We start from the raw sequence: 21259 nt of genomic DNA on the forward strand, positions 1-21259 counted from the left end.
AATGTCGGGCAGGTCAGATCTACTCGCTCTCGAATAATGTCAAAAAAATGGTTTTTATTTTGTATATAATAATTCAGGTAGACGTTAGTCTGCCTTTTTTTTGCACCAGAAACAAAAATAGTTTTACTTTTTCCATATCAAACGCTTACAATAAGATCGTCCGACATTTTTCGATTATTATTTCAATCATTCGTCATTATTTACGTTATATATCCTTAGACTTGAGGTGGCTTACACTGCTATGGTTCGATATCACTTATTTACCAAGATTGTACTTCTCATTGTAATTATGCTAATTCCTGTTGTACTTTTATACAGTTATTCGAACAAAATGACAACAAACGTCGTTGTGAATGAACTCAATCGTTCTAGTAGTAATCAACTCGCTTTTTTTCAAAGTCAGGTGAATACAAGTATCGAGGAATTATCCTCTTGGCCTATTATATTAATCCATGATCCGGATATTGAGAGCTTTGAACATGAGGATTTGGAGAGTGAATATTTAGATTTGGATCTTATTAACCATGTGAAAAGAATACAGAATAAGCTAAGTATTCAGGAAAGCTCCTCGAATTGGAGAAGCAATTTGAGCTTATATTCACCTTCTATGAAACGCGTGATTACCGAAAATGATTCCAGAACATACGATAGCAGGGAACTAGATAACGCCAATTTACCTGGCTGGCAGGTACAAAAAGTGACATCAGAGAAGGATGAGCGCTACCTTTTCTCCTGGTATACAGCAGCTCCATATTCTGCTAAGGATATAGTGGAAAATGCGAGAAGTATTATCAAGCTTGAATTCGATAGTACCAACATCCAGGATATGCTGGACAAGTTTAAAAGTAATGGAAGAAGAGATCCTTTTTATTATATACCTGGGACAGGCACTATTTATAACCGAACAGCGGATATTGACCGAAGTACGGAACTATTGGAACAACTGGATTTTACCGAAATTAATGATGTGGATTATCGCACTATAGAGCTTGGGGACGATATTTATAGTGTTCACACCGTCGTGTCACCTGCAACGGGCTGGTATTTAATTGATTATATTCCGCTTACTGATGTGCTTGCTCCAATTAAAGATTCCAATCGGTTGTTTTACGGAGCGGTTGCCTGCCTTTTATTTATGAGTTTCTTGGCAGCGTACTTGTTATATGTACAAGTGCAGATCCCAGTCAGAGCGTTAATGCACGGCTTTCAGCGTTTAAAGATTGGAGATTATTCCGTCCGGCTTCAGCCCAAAGGACGGAATGAATTCAGCTTTTTATCGGAGCGATTTAATTCCATGGTTATACAGATCCAGGAGCTATTCGAGCACGTATACCTTGAACAAATCCAAGTGCGTGAAGCTCGGCTGAAGCAACTTCAGTCTCAAATCAACCCTCATTTTTTTTATAATTGTTTCTCTTATATTACGAGTATGGCGAAGCTCGGAAAAACGGATGCAGTTGTGGCGATGTCTCATAACCTTTCCCGCTATTATCGTTATACAACACGTCAAGAAAGGGACCTTGTTCCTATGAAAGAAGAGATTGCCTTTGTGATCTCCTATTTAAAAATTCAAAAGATGAGAATGAGCCGTCTGGATTATGTAATGGAAATACCAGAAGAAATGATGGAACAGCTGGTTCCTCCTCTTGTCCTTCAGCCGCTGATCGAAAATGCAGTCATTCATGGAATTGAGCGGTCTGCAGATGCGTCTTTTATTCGCGTATCAGGATTCGAAGATGAGGGGCGAATGTGCCTTCAAGTCGAAGATGACGGACTTGGTATGGATGATGAGGCAATGAGTTTATTACAAGATCAGCTTGCAAGACCTATGGACGAACACAGCGGTTGCGGATTATGGAATGTGAATCAGAGACTGCAGCTGCGGTATGGAGAGAGAAGTTATATATCTTTTGGCAGATCTCCTATGGGAGGCCTGAAAGCAACCATTTATATAGATAATATAAAGAAGGGATGACTATTTATGATCAATGTACTACTTGTAGATGATGAGACCTATGTAACAGAAAGCTTAGAAGCAACAATCCCTTGGGATGAGCTGGGAATTCGCAAAGTGTATAGAAGTGATTCCGCAGGAGAGGCTCTCGAGCTGCTTGCTGCTCATCCTATCGACATTCTGATCACAGATATCCGAATGCCCGGTATGAACGGACTTGAACTCATCGAAAAAGCAAGTGTATTGTACCCGAGTCTACGATCGATTTTGTTAACGGGATATGGTGAGTTTGAGTACGCAAAGAAAGCGATTCAATTAGGTGCATCGGATTATATTATTAAACCTGTAGATGATGAAGATTTTATGAAAAGCGTTAAGCAGGCCGTTCAGTCCATTGACGAAGAAGGAAAACAAGCTACAAAGTATCAACAGTTGTTATATCAACGTAAATCAGACTATACGCTCCTCAGAGAAAATTTATTGCAGCAGCTTCTCATGGGTGATCAGATCCAGACAGAGAGAATGAACCAACTTCTTCACGATTACGAGATTAAGCTTTCAGACTCATCCATGACGACTATGATTCTTGTTCATCTACATAAAGGATTTATGGAACATGATGGAAAGACAAGAGTGCTAATGGAATACGCCATTGGCAACATGGCAGAAGAGATTTTTGGAGAAACCTACGATGTCTGGCAAGGACGAACACCGCATCATTGTTTATTAATATTGTTACAGCCGAAGGATCGACATGATATAGAAAATGGAGAGTCGAGGTCCCTTGAACCCAAATATCTTCGGCCATTCATCGATAAGTTTCGTTCTAGTGTATTGAACTATTTGCGAGGAGAGGTGCGGGTCATCGTAAACCGTCCATGTATGTTTCCGCAGGATATCAGTGGAACATACAGACGTGCTTTGAATTCTGTATATTTAGCGGATCGGCAGATGGAGTCGGGTGTAGTATATATTGAAGGTGACAATGCATTTAAAGAATCTCCATCTTCGAAAGCCGCTTTTGAAGTATTGTACAGACCGCCGATGCTCCAGCAGCTTTTAGAACGCAAAGCCTGGGAAGCCGCTTCTCAGCGATTAGATGAAGTATTTGCAGTCATTGAGAAAAATCCGGTCTCACGTGAGCACATGTATGAGATTTATCTAGCAATCATCAATTCTTTTTTATATATCACCCATCAAACGGGACACCGGATTAGGGAATTGGATGCAAAAGGGCTTGAACCTCATATGGTGGAACGAATGATTCACTATCCGCCGCTGTTAAAAGAGTATACAGAGCAAATACTTACGAAGTTTCAACAAGCAGTGTCTGCCCCAGCAGAACCGAAGAGTCATATTGTAAGTCAGGTAAAAGATATGATTTCGGCAGAAGAAGGAATTGAACTAACGGTAAAAATGCTAGCTGATCGCGTATACCTTCATCCCGTGTATTTATCGAAAATTTTCAAAGCTGAGACAGGAGAAGGATTAAGCGAATATTTGATTCGAATAAGACTTGAGCGAGCTTTATATCTGCTGAAACATACAAATAAAAAAATATATGAGATCACAACTGAGCTTGGCTATCAGAATCCTCAATATTTCAGCAAGCTGTTTAAGAAGCATTATGGTATCACCCCAAATGAGTATAGAGAGCAATAAGTTGTAAAAGGTGCAGAAACCTTAAATTAGTGTCATAGGAAAAAATAGATAGATCATCCATAATAAAAATATAAAGACGAAGAAATTTAGGGGGAAACAAAATGGCACGAACGTGGAAAAGTTCTTCACTAGCTGTCTTAGCATTAACGATGGTGATCAGTGCAGGCCTTATGGGATGTTCAGGTAAAGAATCCGGTGATAGCAATTCATCTGCACCGGCTAATACTGAAAACGTATACAAAGAAAAGTACGATCCGGAAGTCACGATCTCCACTGCATGGGGAATCGATCCGACAGTCACATTTAAGAATGGTGAAACGATTGAAAATAGTGTAGCTACGAAATGGGCAAAAGAAGAGCTTGGTATTAATATCAACTCTCTATGGTCTGTTACAGATACGAATGGTGCTTTTGCAACGAAAGTAAGATTGTCGATGTCTTCAAGACAGAACATGCCGGATATTCTTACAATCGGATCTAACGAGACGCAACTAATTCAAGATCTGATTGAGTCTGGCATATACGGAGAAGTTGGCGAACTCTTTGATAAATATGCTTCTGATACTTGGAAAAAAGCAATGGACATTGATCCTACGGTATGGAACACAGTTACACGAGATGGTAAGAAAATGGGGATTCCTGTACTCGATTATGCTTACAACAATGATTACATCCTATGGATTCGTCAAGACTGGCTCGATGCACTAAACCTCAAAGCACCGACAACGCTTGCTGAACTTGAACAAGTAATGGATGCATTTAAGAACAATAACCCAAGCGGACTTGCACCAAATAAAGTAATTCCTCTGAGCATCGGATTTAAAAATTCAATGAACACTTGGATGGGGGATCCTTCCTGGGTCTTTGGCGCAGCAGGTACACTCCCTCAACAATGGAATCTAGACGAAGCAGGAAAACTTGAATATGGATCCATACAACCAGAAATGAAAGAAGGACTTCAAACATTAAGAAATTGGTTTGAAAAAGGGTACATTCCACAAGAAGTAGCACTATGGGATGAAAACAAAACAGCTGAGCCTGCTGTGGCAGGTACGGCTGGTATTATCCCTGGACCTTACTGGATGAGCGGTTGGCCGCTGACGGATACCGTGAAGAACGATCCAAAAGCAGTGTGGAAACCATATGCAATACCAACGGGAGCAGATGGTACAGCAATGCGTCATGGAACGAATTTTGCTAGTGCAGTGACTCTTATTAAGAAAGATATGGAACATCCGGAAGCATTCTTTACTTACCAGAACTACATGTTTGACCAGTTTGCAGATCCAGCAGCAGGAAGTAAACATGATGTCGGTCTATTTGAAGGATATGACTATGAGCTCGATGCAAATGGCAACCAGAAGAGATACGACGAAATTGAAGGCGGTTATGTAAATGTACTTCGTTATCTGCTTGTTCGTGATGGAGCCCGGATACCAGATGCTCAGATGAAAGCTCTGCTTAGTCTCGCTGATGGTAAGGAAGCAACGACAAGACTAGAACGTGAAGTACAAGCGAACTATGGCCTAGAAACTCCGAATGCTGCGAAGGTTCTTGTGTCACAAGAAGATATTTCATTCAAAGATATGTTTACAGGTCCACCTACAGAAACAATGAAATCAAAACTTGATTATCTTAATAAAATCGAGAATCAAACATTCAATGAGATTATTTACGGTAACAAACCTGTAGAATCTTTCGATACTTTTGTTCAGACTTGGAAAGCTGGAGGCGGCGACAAAATTACAGAAGAAGTGAACACATGGTATGACAGCGTCAAATAAGATTGCATTTCGATTGTAAGACTATCACGATAAACTCCCGAAAAGCAGCATGCATTCATGCATGCTGCTTTTCTTCACTCAAAATGAGCAGGGAGAGATAAAATTTAGGAGGAACAGTGGATGAAAATGATAAAAAAAACATGGCCTTTCCATGTGATGCTGCTGCCTGCCATGATCTTCTTATTTGTATTTAGTTATCTGCCAATGGGCGGTATTGTCATGGCTTTTCAGGATTATAAACCTTGGGAAGGAATCTCAGGTTCTGCATGGGTAGGACTTGATAACTTCCGCTATTTATTTGAGAGAGATGACAGTGTTCAGGTTATCTGGAACACACTTGTAATTGCGGTAGCGAAGATGATTTTCAATCTTCTTGTTCCCTTTGTATTTGCCATCCTGCTAAACGAGATTAGACAGGTTGGACTTCAGCGCTCTATACAAACCCTTGTATATTTGCCTCACTTTCTATCTTGGGTAATTCTCGGAGGGATTCTGGTGGACTTGCTTGCTCCGGGGGGCTTGGTAAACCGAGTACTTGGAGAGTTCGGGGTTAATCCTATTCTATTTCTAGGGGATAATAACTGGTTCCGTTTCACTGTAATTTTATCGGATGTCTGGAAAGAATTTGGCTATAACACCATTATATTTTTAGCGGCATTAGCAACCATTAATCCTTCGTTATATGAAGCTGCTGAGATGGATGGAGCAACTCGCTTTAAGCAAACCCTTCATATAACGATCCCTTCCTTAATTCCAATCACGATTGTGGTGGGAACGCTTGCCTTAGGGAATGTACTTAATGCAGGATTTGACCAGATCTTTAACCTCTACAATCCGCTTGTATATGAAACAGGAGATATTATTGATACCTTTGTCTACCGTACTGCGATTCTAAATGGAGAGATGGGCTTTGGTACGGCAATTGGATTGTTTAAATCCGTGATTAGTATGGTCCTTATCTTAATCTCCTACAGACTCGCCTACAAATGGGCTGGGTACCGCATCTTCTAAATAAAGGATAAGAGAGGAAGGAAAAACTGTGTATCATAAATCAAAATCATACCGTGTCTTTAACGTTGTTAATACGATTTTCCTCATTTTTTTATCTGTACTATGTATTGTTCCGCTTGTTCATGTACTTGCGGTTTCGTTTAGTAGTAAAGCTGCGGCCGATGCCAATATTGTATCGCTAATTCCGATCGATTTTTCTTTAGAAGCTTATAAAAAGACAATAAATAATCCTGCGTTTCTTAGATCAATCATGATTTCGGTAGCACGTACCATCGTTGGTACGCTCATTACACTCGTTATAACTTTTTTAGCGGCTTATCCACTATCTAAAGATAATAGCGCTTTTAGAAGCCGAACACTCTATTCCTGGATTTTCGTATTCAGTATGGTATTTAACGGAGGACTTGTTCCATTTTACGAAGTCATTCAGTCCCTTCATTTGATGAATACATTCTGGGTACTGGTCTTGCCGTCAGCTGTAAATACATTTCTTGTTATACTGATGCTGAACTTCTTTAGAGGCATCCCGAAAGAACTTGAAGAGGCATCCCTTATGGATGGAGCAGGACATTTCCGAACATTGTTCTCGGTATATCTTCCTATTTCACTGCCTTCGATTGCAACGATCAGTTTGTTTAGTATGGTATTTCACTGGAACTCCTGGTTTGATGGACTATTGTATATCAATAATGCAAAAGATTTCCCGCTTGCTACATTTCTGCAAACGATCATCATTCAGCGTGATATGAGCTCAATGAGCATGAACCCACAAGAGATGGAGCTCATTAGCCAAACGACGGTGAAAGCAGCACAAATCTTTATCGGCGCAGCTCCAATTCTTATTGTGTACCCATTCCTGCAAAAGTATTTTGTAAAAGGAATGACGGTAGGTTCTGTCAAAGGTTAATAACACTTTTGAACGCAAATATGAAATATAAAAAAACGATGCAAATAAAGGAGAGATTACAAAATCATGATACAAAAATATCCACCTCTATTTGATAAAGCACCTGTAATGCTGCATGGCGCAGACTATAACCCAGAACAATGGCTGAAATATCCAGAAGTTCTTGAAGAAGATATTCGACTGATGAAAAAATCTCATTCCAATGTAATGTCCGTTGGTATTTTCTCTTGGGTTTCTTTGGAACCTGAGGAAGGAGTATTCACGTTTGAGTGGCTTGACCGCATATTGGATTCTTTCGCTGAGAATGGAATCTTTGCACTGCTTGCAACACCAAGCGGAGCGAGACCTGCATGGATGTCGCACAAATACCCAGAAGTACTGCGGGTAAGCAGTAACCGGGTTCGCAACCTCCATGGTTTCCGTCACAATCACTGTTATTCGTCTCCTGTATATCGGGAGAAAATCAAGATTATTAATACAAAACTTGCCGAACGATACGCAAATCACCCCGCTGTTATTGGCTGGCATATCTCGAACGAACTAGGTGGCGATTGTCACTGTGATTACTGTCAGGATGCGTTTAGAAAATGGGTTAAAGATCGATATGAAACGCTCGATGAACTGAATCATGCCTGGTGGACTACTTTCTGGAGCCATACTTATACGGATTATAACCAGATCGAGTCTCCTGCACCTCACGGTGAAACTCAGGTTCATGCGATGAATTTGGACTGGAAACGGTTTGTTACAGACCAAACAGTCGATTTCTTAAAACATGAGATTGCACCACTTCAGCAGGTGAACCCGGATTTACCGATAACAACTAACTTTATGAGTTATTTTGATGGACTGGATTACTGGAAATTTGCCGATGTCCTTGATGTTCTTTCCTGGGATAGTTATCCGACATGGCATGATACGGAACAAGATGATAGCAAGCAAGCAGCTTCTGTTGCGTTAATGCATGATATTGTGCGTACCATTAAAGGCGGCAAACCGTTCATGCTGATGGAAAGTACACCGAGCATGACGAACTGGCAGGATGTCAGCAAGCTGAAAAAACCAGGTATGCATTTGCTTTCCTCTCTACAAGCGGTGGCACATGGATCGGACACTGTACAGTACTTCCAGTGGCGTAAGAGCCGCGGTTCCAGTGAAAAATTGCATGGCGCAGTAGTAGACCATGTTGGAAATGAACACACCCGCGTTTTCAGTGAAGTAACCGAGGTAGGAAGCTATCTACAGGAACTTCGTGAAGTGGTAGGAACTGTAGTTCCAGCGGAAGTAGCTATTGTTTTTGATTGGGAGAACCGCTGGGCAATAACCGATTCACAAGGACCGAGAAATGTGGGAATTAAATATGATGAAACGATTCAATCTCATTATAAAGTATTTTGGGATCAAGGAATTCCGGTAGATATCATCAATATGGATGCGGATTTGTCCAAATACAAACTCGTTATTGCTCCGATGCTGTACATGGTGAAAACCGGCGTTGGGGAGAGAATTGAGAAGTATGTGGAGAATGGAGGCACGTTTGTCTCTACTTATTGGTCAGGTATCGTTAATGAGAATGACTTGTGTCATTTAGGAGGGTTCCCAGGACCGCTTCGGAAAACACTCGGAATCTGGTCCGAAGAAATTGATGGACTGCATGATGGCCAAGTCAACCGAATTGAAGCTCTAGCTGGTAATTCGTTAGGACTCACAGGCGAATATGAAGCGATTGAACTTTGTGACTTGATTCATCTGGAAGGTGCTACTGCACTTGCGGTTTATGGAAGTGACTTTTATAAAGGTAGACCGGCAGCAACTGTCAACTCTTTTGGAGAAGGGAAATCGTATTACATCGCTTCCCGCAACTCAGAATCATTCCATAAAACATTCTATCAAGGGATTATTAAAGAAGCAGGAATTAAGAAATCCATGGAGAGTGAATTGCCGAGCGGGGTAACAGTATCTGTTCGTACAGATGGAGAGCATGATTATGTATTTGTACAGAACTATACGGGAGAAGAACAAGTTCTTCCACTGGACGGTGCTGACTATACCGAAATCGGACTTCCATCTTCCGACCACAATCGGTCATTGCAGGAACAGATCGTACTCGAGCCATACAGTGTTCGTGTTATAAAAAGGAATCATATTATCAAATAGTAATGAAATAATAATCAAATAATAAGACAGAAGGCGACATTCATCTCTGATAAGTACTTATCAGCAGAAGGGATGTCGCCTTCTTGTTAAATCATGAACCAGGAAGGAAAAGGGAAGCAACATCACGAAATGGTAAAAGAATACGATAGGAATACTATATGCGGGAGGGAACATCATGATTCAGCGTAATCTGGATGGAAACAGTATCATTATCCGCCTTGAAATGAAAACAAAGACCATTAATTTTGGAGAAGTTGCTTCTGCCATCTCCATTGCTGGTGGAGATATTGTCGCCATTGACGTGATTTCAACCAATCAAGATGTAACGGTACGTGACTTAACAGTAGCGATTACGGATAGTGAACAGAACAAACGGATCATAGAGCAAGTTCGTAAATTAGACGGCGTTACGATTATTAATGTCTCTGACCGTACTTTTCTCCTGCATTTGGGCGGGAAAATTGAAATCACTCCCAAAACGCCGATTAATAATCGCGAAGATTTATCAAGGGTTTACACTCCTGATGTGGCAAGGATCTGTACCGCCATTGCAGAGGAACCGCATAAAGCTTATTCACTAACGATCAAGAGAAATACAGTAGCTGTCGTATCTGACGGCAGTGCTGTACTTGGGCTGGGCAATATCGGTCCTGAAGCAGCGATGCCTGTAATGGAAGGTAAAGCCATGTTATTCAAACAGTTTGCTGGCGTTGATGCTTTTCCACTATGTCTGCAGACTCAAGATACAGAAGAAATTATTCGCACGATAAAAGCGATCTCGCCTGCATTTGGAGGAATCAATCTGGAGGATATATCTTCTCCACGTTGTTTCGAAATCGAAGAGAGATTAAACAAGGAACTTGATATTCCTGTATTTCATGATGATCAACATGGTACAGCCGTAGTTCTGTATGCAGGTCTTATTAATGCATTGAAACTGGCAGGGAAAACACTAGAAAATAGTAAAATCGTCATTTGTGGAATTGGAGCGGCTGGAGTAGCTTGCAGTAACATATTACTCTCTGCCGGAGCAAAACGGCTCATTGGGGTTGATCGTGATGGTGCACTCGTGCGTACAGCAGTCTATGATAATCCAGTATGGCAGAGTTATGCAGAGCGGACAAATCCAGAACTCGAGGAAGGTACTCTTCATGAAGTTCTGAAAGGCGCGGATGTGTTTATTGGTGTTTCCAGAGGGAATTTGCTTACAAGGGAACATATACTCACGATGGCAAAAGATCCAATCGTATTTGCGATGGCGAATCCAATTCCTGAAATCATGCCGAATGAAATCGAAGATATTGTCGCCGTTGCAGCCACCGGACGATCCGATTATCCAAATCAGATCAATAATGTTTTATGCTTTCCTGGTATTTTCCGTGCTGCACTCGACTGCCGTGCTTCTGTAATTAATGAAGAGATGAAACTAGCAGCAGCCATTGCCATTGCTTCATCCATTTCAGATGAAGAACGCACGAAACACTACATTATTCCCAGTGTATTTAATGACCGTGTTGTTAAAAGTATTCGCGAGCGAGTCATTGAAGCGGCGATTCAAACGGGTGTAGCAAGAAGGTTTCCTAGAAAAAACAACGAAACGAAATCATAATGCAACGCAATATAGCACTCAGGAGCTAAAAGTATAGAAAACCCGGCAAACGCATTGCGTTTCCGGGCTTTTTTTAGTGTATGGACTTCGCTTCTCTTGAATCACTAAGTGAGGATCGGCTTCCTGTGCTGTCATGCTCATCATGTAGCTTAACGAAAGTGTCAGCAATCAGCCATTTTCCTGCTAAGTTTTGTTTCATATAGTACATACTTGTATGATCGCCTTCGAGATCTGATTCTTCTGTATGAACGATCGCTGTTTCGCCATCATATTGTACGATGTTAATCTCAGTAGCAGACAAATTGTAATCAAATTCTTCGAACCAACCGTCTTCAAGTACAGAGATTACATCACGATAAATCCAAGTCGTAGGATCAAAAGCGGATAATAAGAGCTGTTTATTCTCTGTGTTATATCCTTCGTACTGCGTATTTAATGTTTTCTCAATGGATGTTTTTGCTTTAACCGGCACGGCGGGTTTCTTACCGATCAGTTGTTCCGCTGTGTGCGTTTCAGAAATGACACCTTCATAGAATAACTGAAGGTTGCCATTTGCCGCCTTGGTAAGCTTCAGGATAAGTTCCTGTTCTACATCAAAATAAAAAGCTCCGCTTTTCCATGTATTTGTCTTCGTAACAAACACAGTGGCTCCGTAATCATACATGTTAACGGGATTAATGTTTGTATAGGTGACTTGACCCTGCGATTTGAAATATTCACTATAATCATGAATCATTTCTTCATAGAAAGGGGCATTATTATCGATTAGTGATGATACTTTTTCAAGACTGCGCTCATTCTCGGCACGACTGAGTTTGTTTACGAAGGCGGTAACTTGTGTTTTTGTTTTGTCATCGACTTTCCCTGTTTCGATATGAATCGTTTTCTTTTGCTGATTCCAGGTTACGTTATAACCAGTAGCTTCTGCAACAAAGCGAAGCGGGACTAACGTGCTTCCTTTGCTTATGTAAGGCGCTGCAGGCAACTGTGTTCTTTGTCCATCAATGTGTGCAGACTTCTTGCCTACAATTAATTGCAGTTTGGTCTCGCCATTGTCTGCGTTGATTCGTTTATCCGCATTGTTCCATTTCACTGTGTAGTCGAGTCCCTCAAAAAGGGGACGGAATTGTACAAAAGTCACTCCATTTTTGATGGTTGGCGGAACATCAAATTTCATTTCAACTTGATCCAGATAAACTCGGATTTGGTTCTGTGCTGCGGCTGCACTTACTGTGCCGCCCATGATGGACCATACCATCACTAGTGCGAGGGTGATAAGCCCCCATTGTTTTTTTAGCATGATGTCAACTCCTCTAGGTTGTGGTGGTGCAGTGTCTAACTCAAATACAAGATGTATGGTTATATCTAGTATAAGACAATGCAAAAATTCAGTTTACCTTTGGAGGAAAATAAATGCAATAGCGTTGGTATTATTATCTAAGGAAAAACAAACCAGATATAAAAAACAGTTATTTTGTTCAGAAAAGTACACGGAATACACAATTTTTAAAAAAACATGTTAGAAATAGACTCGTAAGTCATACTAAGATATGTTACAATAAATCGTTATGCTTTTTAGAAAATACCTCTATTATACATTGCTAACCTACACATAAAACAATAAAGAACGATATCATCCATTAACATATAAGGAATAAGGGAATAAGGAGGGGGAGAGTCATGTCATTTGGCGCTCGTGTATTGAAAACTGGTATTGCAGTAACACTTGCCCTCTATGTAAGTATGCTGCTAGGTATTGATCAGTCACCCGTTGGTGCAGCGATCGCCGCAATTTTTGCCATGCAGCCTTCCATTTACCGCTCGTGGCGGTATTTTTTGGATCAACTTCAATCTACTACGCTTGGAGCCATTGTTGCACTAATTGGGGGCATGGTATTCTCCAATGAACCGATTGCGGTAGGTGCGGCATGTATACTCGTCATAAGTATTTGTTTGAAACTGAATATGGGGGATACGATTGGTCTTACTCTGGTAACCGTTGTATCCATTATGGAAGCTTCTGGGGATTGGAATTATGCACTTAATCGATTTCTTCTCACCTTAGTGGGGATTATTTCGGCATCGGTTATTAATGTAACCGTATCACCTCCAAAGCCTAAAATTCAGTTTGTCATGCAGATCCGCAGTGTGTTTGACCGGATGTCACTGTTATTACGAACTTCGATATCCGACGAAATTAAGGAGTCGGTGTTCCGCGATGAGAAGAATGATTTAGAGGGCCAGATCAAATCTCTTGTAGACAAATATCGCTTATTTGAGGAAGAGACCCAAAAGCTGAGAAGAGCGAAGTTTAGTGCTACAAGACAGATGGTTGTCTACAAACTCATGTTATCTAGTCTTCAAAAAGGGTACGCTGTACTTGATGCAGTAGATAGGCATTATTTTCAGTCTGAAAGAACAGAGAAAACGGATGAATATTTTGACAACCACTTGGAAAAATTGATTAAGTTTCATGAACATGTACTGCTTAAATTTGAAGATAAACTGAAACCGAACGATCATGAAGGAGAAGAACTCGTCAGGACGAATGTGGAATTTATGGAATCCGCGATAGAACGAATTGAATTCGACAGAGAAGGAATGTTAAGGTTATCGATTGTTGCTGCTGCGATGTATGATTATGGATATCAGTTAGAACGTCTGAACAGGCTTGCTGATCACATACTCGATTCAGAAGAGACGAAAGACAGTTCAGACGGCCTTTCTGCTTGGTTGAAAAAATAATAGTTCATTTGCATCCATTCCGTGGATTGGATACAATAATGAAACAGCCCGGACACCGAACTACATTGTCCGGGTTTATTCTTTTTGGAGAGCTGGGGGACGATGAGAATGATGAAAACCGCCATTCCAGAAGCGCTGATGACACTGCTGAGCGGTGAAAAACTAAAAGAGAAGCAGCGTGAAGCATTTCTATTACAGACGGTGAACGAGGATGGTTGGCCTCATTCTGCGATGATTAGTGTGGGTGAAGTGCTCGCAGCTGATCCATATACGTTTCGCCTGATGTTATGGCCTAACACAATGACCACCATAAACCTCATAAGGAGTAATAAAGCACAACTCGTTATTATTCATGAAGGTCTTGTATATTATATAAAACTTCGAACAAAGCATCATTCTGCAGTTAATCCTGATATACATACAGGAGAGCGATTCAGTGCGCATATCCATGCGTTAAAAATAGATCAAGCGAAGTATGCCAAGATTGAGACAGGGATCCAGGTGAGACTTTATAATCCGGATACCGTAATCGACAGATGGCAGGCCCAAGTTGAAGTACTGAAAAATAGTCCATATTGACATATAAGTGAAGTACAAAGGAGAGAGCGTCTTGAGCACGGACAAAGATTGGCAATTGGAACAAGAACGAGTAGATGAAGTAACAAGACAAATACGACAAGCGATTACCAAGCTTGAAAAGGAAGTAGGTTCCGTCCGCGGCGAAGTCGTAGAGATGAGAAAAGACTTCTGGGATGAAGTAACGATTAACTTCAGCGAAGCAGATGACGTTGGAGAAACTTCAACTAACTTAAGACAGCAGTCTGAAGTGCTTTCTGAACGCGAACGTAGTCATAAAAATACGTATCAAGCACTTAGTAAAATGAATAAACTTGTCTCGAATCCATACTTCGGGAGAATTGATTTTATAGAAGAAGGTTCCGAGGAGAAGGAGTCGATATATCTCGGAATTGCCTCGTTCTTATCAGAAGAAGATCAGGATTTTTTAGTGTATGACTGGCGTGCACCGATCTCTAATCTATACTACGATGGGGCTCCAGGTCATTCTTCGTATGACACGCCCTCCGGATTAATTGAAGGTGATATTACACTAAAACGCCAGTTCACCATTCGAGATGCGGATATTAAGTTCATGTTTGATACCGGGATTACGATTGGCGACCAATTATTAAAGGCTGTATTAAGCCGGAGTTCTGATGCCGCAATGAAGAGTATCGTGGCAACAATTCAGAAAGAGCAGAATCAGATTATCCGAAATGATAAGAGCAAATTTTTAATCGTACAAGGAGCGGCGGGAAGCGGAAAAACATCGGCTGCTCTCCAGCGAGTTGCTTATTTATTATATAAAGATAGAGAACACCTGAAAGCGGATCAGATGATCTTGTTTTCTCCGAACCCTATGTTTAACAGCTATGTGTCTACCGTGCTGCCTGAACTGGGTGAGGAAAACATGCTTCAAACTACATTCCAAGAATACTTAGAGCGGAGAATCGGCAGAGAGTATCAGCTAGAAGATCCGTTTGTGCAATTAGAGTATGTATTGTCTCAGAAAGATGATCCTTCTTATGAGGCTAGAATTCAAGGAATCGAATTCAAATCATCTCCGTCGTTTCTATCCATGATTACGAAATATAGAGAAATGCTTGCTATGCGGGGCATGAGGTTTAGGCCCCTGCGTTTTTTGGGCAGGGAAATCGTATCTGCTGAGAAGATCCGTACGAAGTTTTATGAATTTGATCAAAGCATCCGTATAGCTAACCGTTTAGAGTTACTAAAAGATTGGCTCTTGAAAGAATTATCTCTTTTCGGAAAAAGTGAACTGGATGCACCTTGGGTAGATGAACAGATTCAGCTTCTTAGTAAGGAAGATTATCACCGGGCATATCAGAGGCTGAAACGAAAACAGCAAGGCAAGAAGGAAACCTTTGATGATTATGATTTAGAACGAGAGATTTTAGCGAAGATGGTTGTATCGGATCGGCTGAAGCCGCTGAGAAAATGGGTAAAAGCGATCCGTTTTGTGGATATGAAAAACTTGTATCGCGCTATTTTTAATGACCCTGAAGTTCTGTCTTTCATTTCAAAAGGAGTGAATTTACCTTCTGCATGGGAAGACATTAGCCGGTTTACTACCGATCATTTGCAGGCACAGGAACTAGCCTATGAAGATACAACACCATTTTTATATCTAAAGGATTCTCTGCTTGGATTCCGAATTTTCGCAGGGATTCGCCATGTCATTATTGATGAAGCACAGGATTATTCTCCATTCCAGTTAGCTTTCTTCAAACGAATTTTTCCTCGTGCCAAAATGACGGCACTTGGTGACTTTAATCAAGCGATTTATGCCCACTCGTCTGTACTACAGGCGGCAAGTCCGCTTGGAGAGATATTTGGTACAGAATCGACAGAAGTGATTCGTTTGACGCGCAGCTATCGGTCCACGAAAGAGATCGTGGAATTTACAAAAGCGATGCTGCCGCACGGAGAAGAGATTGTTCCCTTTAATAGGGAAGGTGAACTGCCGACAGTTCACGAGTTTAAACAATTCTCTGATATGGAAGAAGCCATCCATCATCAACTGGAACAATTAATCTCGGAGGGTTATGAATCCATTGCTCTAATATGTAAAACAGCAGACCAAAGTAAAGATGTATATGAAAGAATGTCTAATAAACTCAGCATGCCATCGAAACTTGTCAAGAAAACGACACTTGGTTTCGACAAAGGGGTTCAAATCATCCCGGCATATCTTGCAAAAGGCGTCGAATTTGATGCCGTCATTATTTATGATGGTTCAAAAGAAATGTATGCAGCAGAAAGTGAACGGAAGTTGTTTTATACCGCTTGTACAAGAGCGATGCATTTGCTGGATATTTACTCACTCGGACCTGTCAGTCCATTTATTGCAGATGTGCCTTCTGAGAAGTACAAACGAAGCAAAGAGTTACAAAGCAAATAACAGAGAAAGCATTTCAGATGAAAATCTGGAGTGCTTTTTTCATGAGAAAATAATGTGGTGAGATGGACGTTTTTCAAGTAATTCACATATGATGAAAGAGATGTTATTCATATAATGTTATATATTGGCACTTATATAAAATCATATCCAGCGAATTGAACGAAATAGTGAACTTTTAAGTTAATTTTATTTACATGTGAGACGTAGAGCACTATAATCGGTAACAATATATTTTTTGGGTGTTAATGAATGGGGGAGAACATACTTGAGTACAAAACGTTTTGAGAGACCTGTATTAGCGGAGTGTGTAAAGGATTTAGTAGCAACTGCCAGAGGCGATTTGAAAGCTACCCTAGTTATTCAAGGTGGATCTCTCGTTAATGTGATTTCTGGTGAAATCATTGAACAGATGTCGGTAGCAGTACAAGGAGCAAGAATTGCTTATGTTGGTAAAGATGTCTCACATACGATTGGGCCAGATACTGAAATTATAGATGCAACAGGAATGTATATTGCGCCAGGGTTGCTTGATGGTCACTGCCACATTGAAAGTACGCAGCTTAAAGTATCCGAGTTTGCGAGAGCGGTTCTACCACTCGGAACAACAGGGGGATTCTTTGATGCGCATGAAATCTCCAATGTATTAGGTTTAAAAGGGCTAAAGTACATGCTGGAGGAAGCAAGAACAACTCCGATGGCAGCCTATATGCAGGCTCCTTCCTGTGTACCTTCTACAAGTCCTGAGCTTGAAACGACAGGTGCCTGGATTGGTCCAGAGGAAGTAGCAGAAGCTCTATCATGGGGAGACGATATGATTGGACTTGGTGAAGTAATGAACTTTCCGGGTGTAGTCTATGGTGAAGATAAAATGATTGGCGAAATTGAAGCAACACTCAGGGCCGGAAAGGCAGTAGATGGGCATTTCACTTGGGCCTCTGATGATTGGAGACTTCCAGTTTACGCTGCTGCAGGCGTTACCGGAGATCATGAATGTGTAACTAAGGAAGACGTACTAGAGCGGATTCGGCTTGGGATGTATGCCAAACTACGACAAGGATCTGCATGGCATGATGTTGCTGAAACAGTCAAAGCGGCAACAGAACTTGGTCTTGATACACGGCGTATGATGCTCGTTACAGATGATCGAAGTTCAGAGTCCTTACTCGAGGAAGGGCATATGAATTTTGTTGTTAGACATGCCATTTCTCAGGGTCTAAAGCCGATCACGGCTTTCCAGATGGCTACCATTAATACAGCCGAACGGTTTGGAGTTCAACGGGATGTAGGTTCGATTATCCCTGGATCTATTGCAGATATCATTCTGTTAAAGGGACGTCTCGCGGATGTAGACGTAGATACGACGATTGCCGCTGGGCAAGTGGTGGCACGTTCGGGAAAAATGGTTGCAGAATGGGAAGCTTATATATATCCTGAGGACGCGCTAGGTACAGTTCATCTTGCAGAACCGGTACGAACAGAAGATTTTCGTATTATGGCTCCGGTCACTGAGGGAGAAATCAAAGCAAGAATAATTCAAGTCACTGAGAACCACGTGGAAACAAAAGAAATATGGGAATACGTAGAAGTTGAGTCGGGGTTAGTGAAACTGAGTACCGCAAAGGATGTTTGTAAAATTGCCGTCATCGAAAGACATCATATGACGGGTGACAAATCCGTTGCACTTGTTTCAGGAGTTGGATTCCATGGCCCGGCAGCCATCGCAATGACGGTAGCTCATGACAGCCACAATTTGATGGTCATTGGCACAAATGATGAGCTAATGGCTGAAGCAGCTAATCGAGTAGCGACGATGCAGGGCGGAGTTGTAGTTATAACAGAAGAAGGGACGACCGAATTTCCACTGCAAATTGCAGGTCTAATGTCTACCGAACCATTTGAAGTGGTAGCATCGCAATCAGCAGGAATCAGTACAGCTTTACAAAGTGCGGGATGTAATCTTAACAATGCATTTATGACTCTATCTTTACTCGCGTTAGTAGTTATTCCTGAACTTCGCTTATCTGACAAAGGGCTTGTGCAGATCTCCGCGGATGGAATTAAGATTGTTTCCTTGTTTGAATAATATAAGTAGTTAACTTCCTGAATAGGTGAGCAGACATGTGTCTGCTCACCTATTTTTTGTTTTAATTTATGAAATAATAGTGTAATATACCTAAATGAGTCTAAAGGCCTATAATCAGATTGCGTATTTATTACGAAATATATAATATAAGGCTTTTGACCTTCCTTATAACACATAAAATGAGACTTTCGTATTTCTGTATTGGTTAAGACTAGTTCAATGTAATGAGTAAAGAGAAAAAGGCAGTGACTATTGGATAGTCGTGTATACACTGAGGGCAAATTTACCGAAAGGTAAAGACGCAAAGCCATAGGATCTAAAGTGAGTCTTAGGACTTACGATGATAGCCGGTTGCCGACGTGAAAAATCGAAGGAGTGTGCAGACATATGTGGAGAAAAAACAGCAGGAAATTAAGCGCCATCATCATGGCAACCGTTATCGCGTTCGTTCCGTGGGCAGGAACAATTGAAGAAGTTGAAGCTATTGGAGCGATCAAAGCTAACAAAGTTATCGAATCGATAACGGTTCCGGCAAGTCAAACCGCCACTTGGCTGTGGGATACAACGCAGATTAAAACAGCACCTGATTCTGTTCTATCCTTTGCTAAGGAGAATAACTTGAACGTTATATATTTACAAATTAATCGTGATGTGCCAATCCCTGATTATCATTCTTTTATACATAATGCATCGCTTGAAGGAATTAGAGTGGAAATTTTAGATGGACGACCTTCATGGGGACTTACCAAATCCAGACAAGGTTTAGTTGATTTTATTGATTGGATTGAGAACTACCAGAATGAAGCTAGTGAGACGGAGAAATTCTCCGGAATTCATGTCGACATTGAACCTCATGTTCTTCCTGAATGGAAAGAGAACCGTGACGAAGTAGTAAAGCAGTGGCAATCCAATGTAAACTATTTGACTAGTGAAGCTGAGCGTCTCAATATGGAGATCGGAGCAGATATTCCTTTTTGGCTTGATAACTATACAGTTCCTGATAAAGATATGAAAATAAGCAGCTGGATGATCCGACAGTATGATTCGGTTTCCATTATGGCTTATCGTGATAAAGCAAGTGCGATCTATGATGCAGCTTCGAGTGAACTGGCTGAAGCTTCTGCCCTTGGAAAAAAAGTATCCATAGCAGTAGAAACCAATAAAAGCAATGAAGGAGATTTCATTACTTTTTATGAAGAAGGTCCCGAGTATATGGCGGAACAGCTTGAACTACTTGAACAAAAAGCAAACATCCATAATTCTTATACCGGAATATCCATTCATGAATATGGCAGCTGGTTGAAGCTAGTGAGACGTTAATAAAATAAAGGTGCTAAGAGATCCCAACTGGATACTCTGGGCACCTTTTTCATATGTGATCTCATTATATCGTAATGGCTTCGATTGCGATTTGTTCATAGAAGAGTTTTCGATACTGGGAAGGAGTCAATTGTTTTTGTTTTTTGAAAAGAGTAATGAAATAACTGAGATTGTCGAATCCAACTTCGAGAGCAATATCAACTACTTTATAGTTTGTATTTTCAAGTAACTTACAGGCTTTCTGAATTCGATAGTGATTAATGTAGTCAATGGGGCTTTTCTGTACCATCTGTTTAAAAAAACGACAGAAATGTCCTTCGCTCATATTCAGGTGAGAGGCTAAATCTTTCAGTTTAATGTTTTCACTGTAGTGATCGTGTACATAACCTAAAGCGACTTTAATTCGATCAATTTTATCTGGACTGCCTGTAACCCCCGTAGCTTTATCGTCTAGTTGCATTTGTCCAAACATGTCAGCAAAGATCAGATATAAGTGAGCTTTTGTAGAAATTTCGAGCGTTCGGTTCTTTACCTCGTGATCATGCAAAATCCGGTGGATGTATTGAAGAGTCGAAGATCCCCACGCTGTGCTTTTCTTAATGTGACGCGGAGGAAGGAGTCTCTTTGTCAATAAAGGATCAAATAAACTCTCTTGTAGTGCATCATATGAAGGCCCGGATAACCATCTTGAATTAAATACAATGGCGGAAAAGACACAACGTTCGTCACCTAACAAATACCCAGCATGAATTTCTCCACTCCCCACAAAGATAGCGTCCCCTGCGGTAACCTCATAGATATTCATGTCTACATGAAATACAGCAGTGCCTTGTTCCATTAATATAATTTCCATTTCATCATGCCAGTGGCAATCAAGGATGCTGTCCCCATTCAGCTGGTCAACTTTTGGATAGACACTGACAGGAAATAACGAATGTCCATGGACACGATTTTCACGAAGCAATTCTTTGTTCATAGTGACTTTTCACACCTCTCTTTTTCACCTATTACATCCTTTATATTTGCAATCGCTTCCATTAATAGGTC

Annotated in this window: 14 protein-coding genes and 1 riboswitch; of the genes, 12 read left to right on the forward strand and 2 right to left on the reverse strand. The window is 40.9% G+C overall.

Annotation, left to right across the window (positions count from 1 at the left end):
- The first annotated feature begins 241 nt into the window (after positions 1 to 241).
- The 7 genes from ACWPWY_RS03940 to ACWPWY_RS03970 all read left to right on the forward strand — a co-directional run bounded on the left by ACWPWY_RS03940 (position 242) and on the right by ACWPWY_RS03970 (position 11084).
- A complete protein-coding gene (locus ACWPWY_RS03940; protein ID WP_454190484.1) occupies positions 242 to 1975 on the forward strand; it encodes a sensor histidine kinase in 1734 nt (577 codons plus the stop codon).
- A 6-nt stretch (positions 1976 to 1981) separates the two neighbouring features.
- The gene (locus ACWPWY_RS03945; protein ID WP_454190485.1) at positions 1982 to 3616 is read left to right on the forward strand and encodes a response regulator transcription factor; all 1635 of its coding nucleotides are present in this window, start codon (positions 1982 to 1984) and stop codon (positions 3614 to 3616) included.
- Positions 3617 to 3717: 101 nt separating this feature from the next.
- Positions 3718 to 5400 (forward strand): sugar ABC transporter, encoded by a 1683-nt coding sequence (locus ACWPWY_RS03950; RefSeq protein WP_454190486.1) that lies wholly within the window; start codon positions 3718 to 3720, stop codon positions 5398 to 5400.
- A 120-nt stretch (positions 5401 to 5520) separates the two neighbouring features.
- Entirely contained in the window at positions 5521 to 6411 is an 891-nt protein-coding gene (locus ACWPWY_RS03955) for an ABC transporter permease (RefSeq protein ID WP_454190487.1), read from the forward strand.
- A 28-nt stretch (positions 6412 to 6439) separates the two neighbouring features.
- The gene (locus tag ACWPWY_RS03960; protein WP_454190488.1) at positions 6440 to 7318 is read left to right on the forward strand and encodes a carbohydrate ABC transporter permease; all 879 of its coding nucleotides are present in this window, start codon (positions 6440 to 6442) and stop codon (positions 7316 to 7318) included.
- 66 nt (positions 7319 to 7384) lie between these two features.
- Positions 7385 to 9475: a beta-galactosidase gene (locus tag ACWPWY_RS03965; RefSeq protein ID WP_454190489.1), complete on the forward strand. Its 2091-nt coding sequence runs from the start codon at positions 7385 to 7387 to the stop codon at positions 9473 to 9475.
- Between the two features lie 175 nt (positions 9476 to 9650).
- Positions 9651 to 11084, forward strand: coding sequence for a malic enzyme-like NAD(P)-binding protein (locus ACWPWY_RS03970; RefSeq protein ID WP_454190490.1), 1434 nt, complete (start codon positions 9651 to 9653; stop codon positions 11082 to 11084).
- A 73-nt stretch (positions 11085 to 11157) separates the two neighbouring features.
- Here the strand turns inward: ACWPWY_RS03970 and ACWPWY_RS03975 are convergent, their stop codons facing one another.
- The gene (locus ACWPWY_RS03975; protein WP_454190491.1) at positions 11158 to 12384 is read right to left on the reverse strand and encodes a stalk domain-containing protein; all 1227 of its coding nucleotides are present in this window, start codon (positions 12382 to 12384) and stop codon (positions 11158 to 11160) included.
- Between the two features lie 380 nt (positions 12385 to 12764).
- Here ACWPWY_RS03975 and ACWPWY_RS03980 point away from each other — a divergent pair, with 380 nt between their 5' ends.
- From ACWPWY_RS03980 to ACWPWY_RS04000, 5 genes are all read left to right on the forward strand, one after another.
- A complete protein-coding gene (locus ACWPWY_RS03980) occupies positions 12765 to 13829 on the forward strand; it encodes an FUSC family protein (protein WP_454190492.1) in 1065 nt (354 codons plus the stop codon).
- A gap of 102 nt (positions 13830 to 13931) precedes the next feature.
- Positions 13932 to 14408, forward strand: coding sequence for a pyridoxamine 5'-phosphate oxidase family protein (locus tag ACWPWY_RS03985; RefSeq protein ID WP_454190493.1), 477 nt, complete (start codon positions 13932 to 13934; stop codon positions 14406 to 14408).
- A gap of 31 nt (positions 14409 to 14439) precedes the next feature.
- Positions 14440 to 16809 (forward strand): RNA polymerase recycling motor HelD, encoded by a 2370-nt coding sequence (gene helD / locus ACWPWY_RS03990; protein ID WP_454190494.1) that lies wholly within the window; start codon positions 14440 to 14442, stop codon positions 16807 to 16809.
- A gap of 265 nt (positions 16810 to 17074) precedes the next feature.
- Positions 17075 to 18892, forward strand: a complete 1818-nt coding sequence (gene ade / locus ACWPWY_RS03995; RefSeq protein ID WP_454190495.1) for an adenine deaminase — start codon at positions 17075 to 17077, stop codon at positions 18890 to 18892.
- Between the two features lie 266 nt (positions 18893 to 19158).
- A riboswitch (cyclic di-GMP riboswitch) is annotated at positions 19159 to 19251 on the forward strand.
- Positions 19252 to 19279: 28 nt separating this feature from the next.
- On the forward strand, positions 19280 to 20212 hold the full coding sequence (locus ACWPWY_RS04000) for a hypothetical protein (RefSeq protein ID WP_454190496.1): 933 nt from the start codon (positions 19280 to 19282) through the stop codon (positions 20210 to 20212).
- A gap of 64 nt (positions 20213 to 20276) precedes the next feature.
- On the opposite strand, the gene ACWPWY_RS04005 is transcribed toward ACWPWY_RS04000, so the two are convergent.
- Entirely contained in the window at positions 20277 to 21188 is a 912-nt protein-coding gene (locus ACWPWY_RS04005) for an AraC family transcriptional regulator (RefSeq protein WP_454190497.1), read from the reverse strand.
- Positions 21189 to 21259: the final 71 nt, after the last annotated feature.

The sequence above is a fragment of the Paenibacillus sp. Marseille-Q7038 genome, from assembly GCF_965111595.1.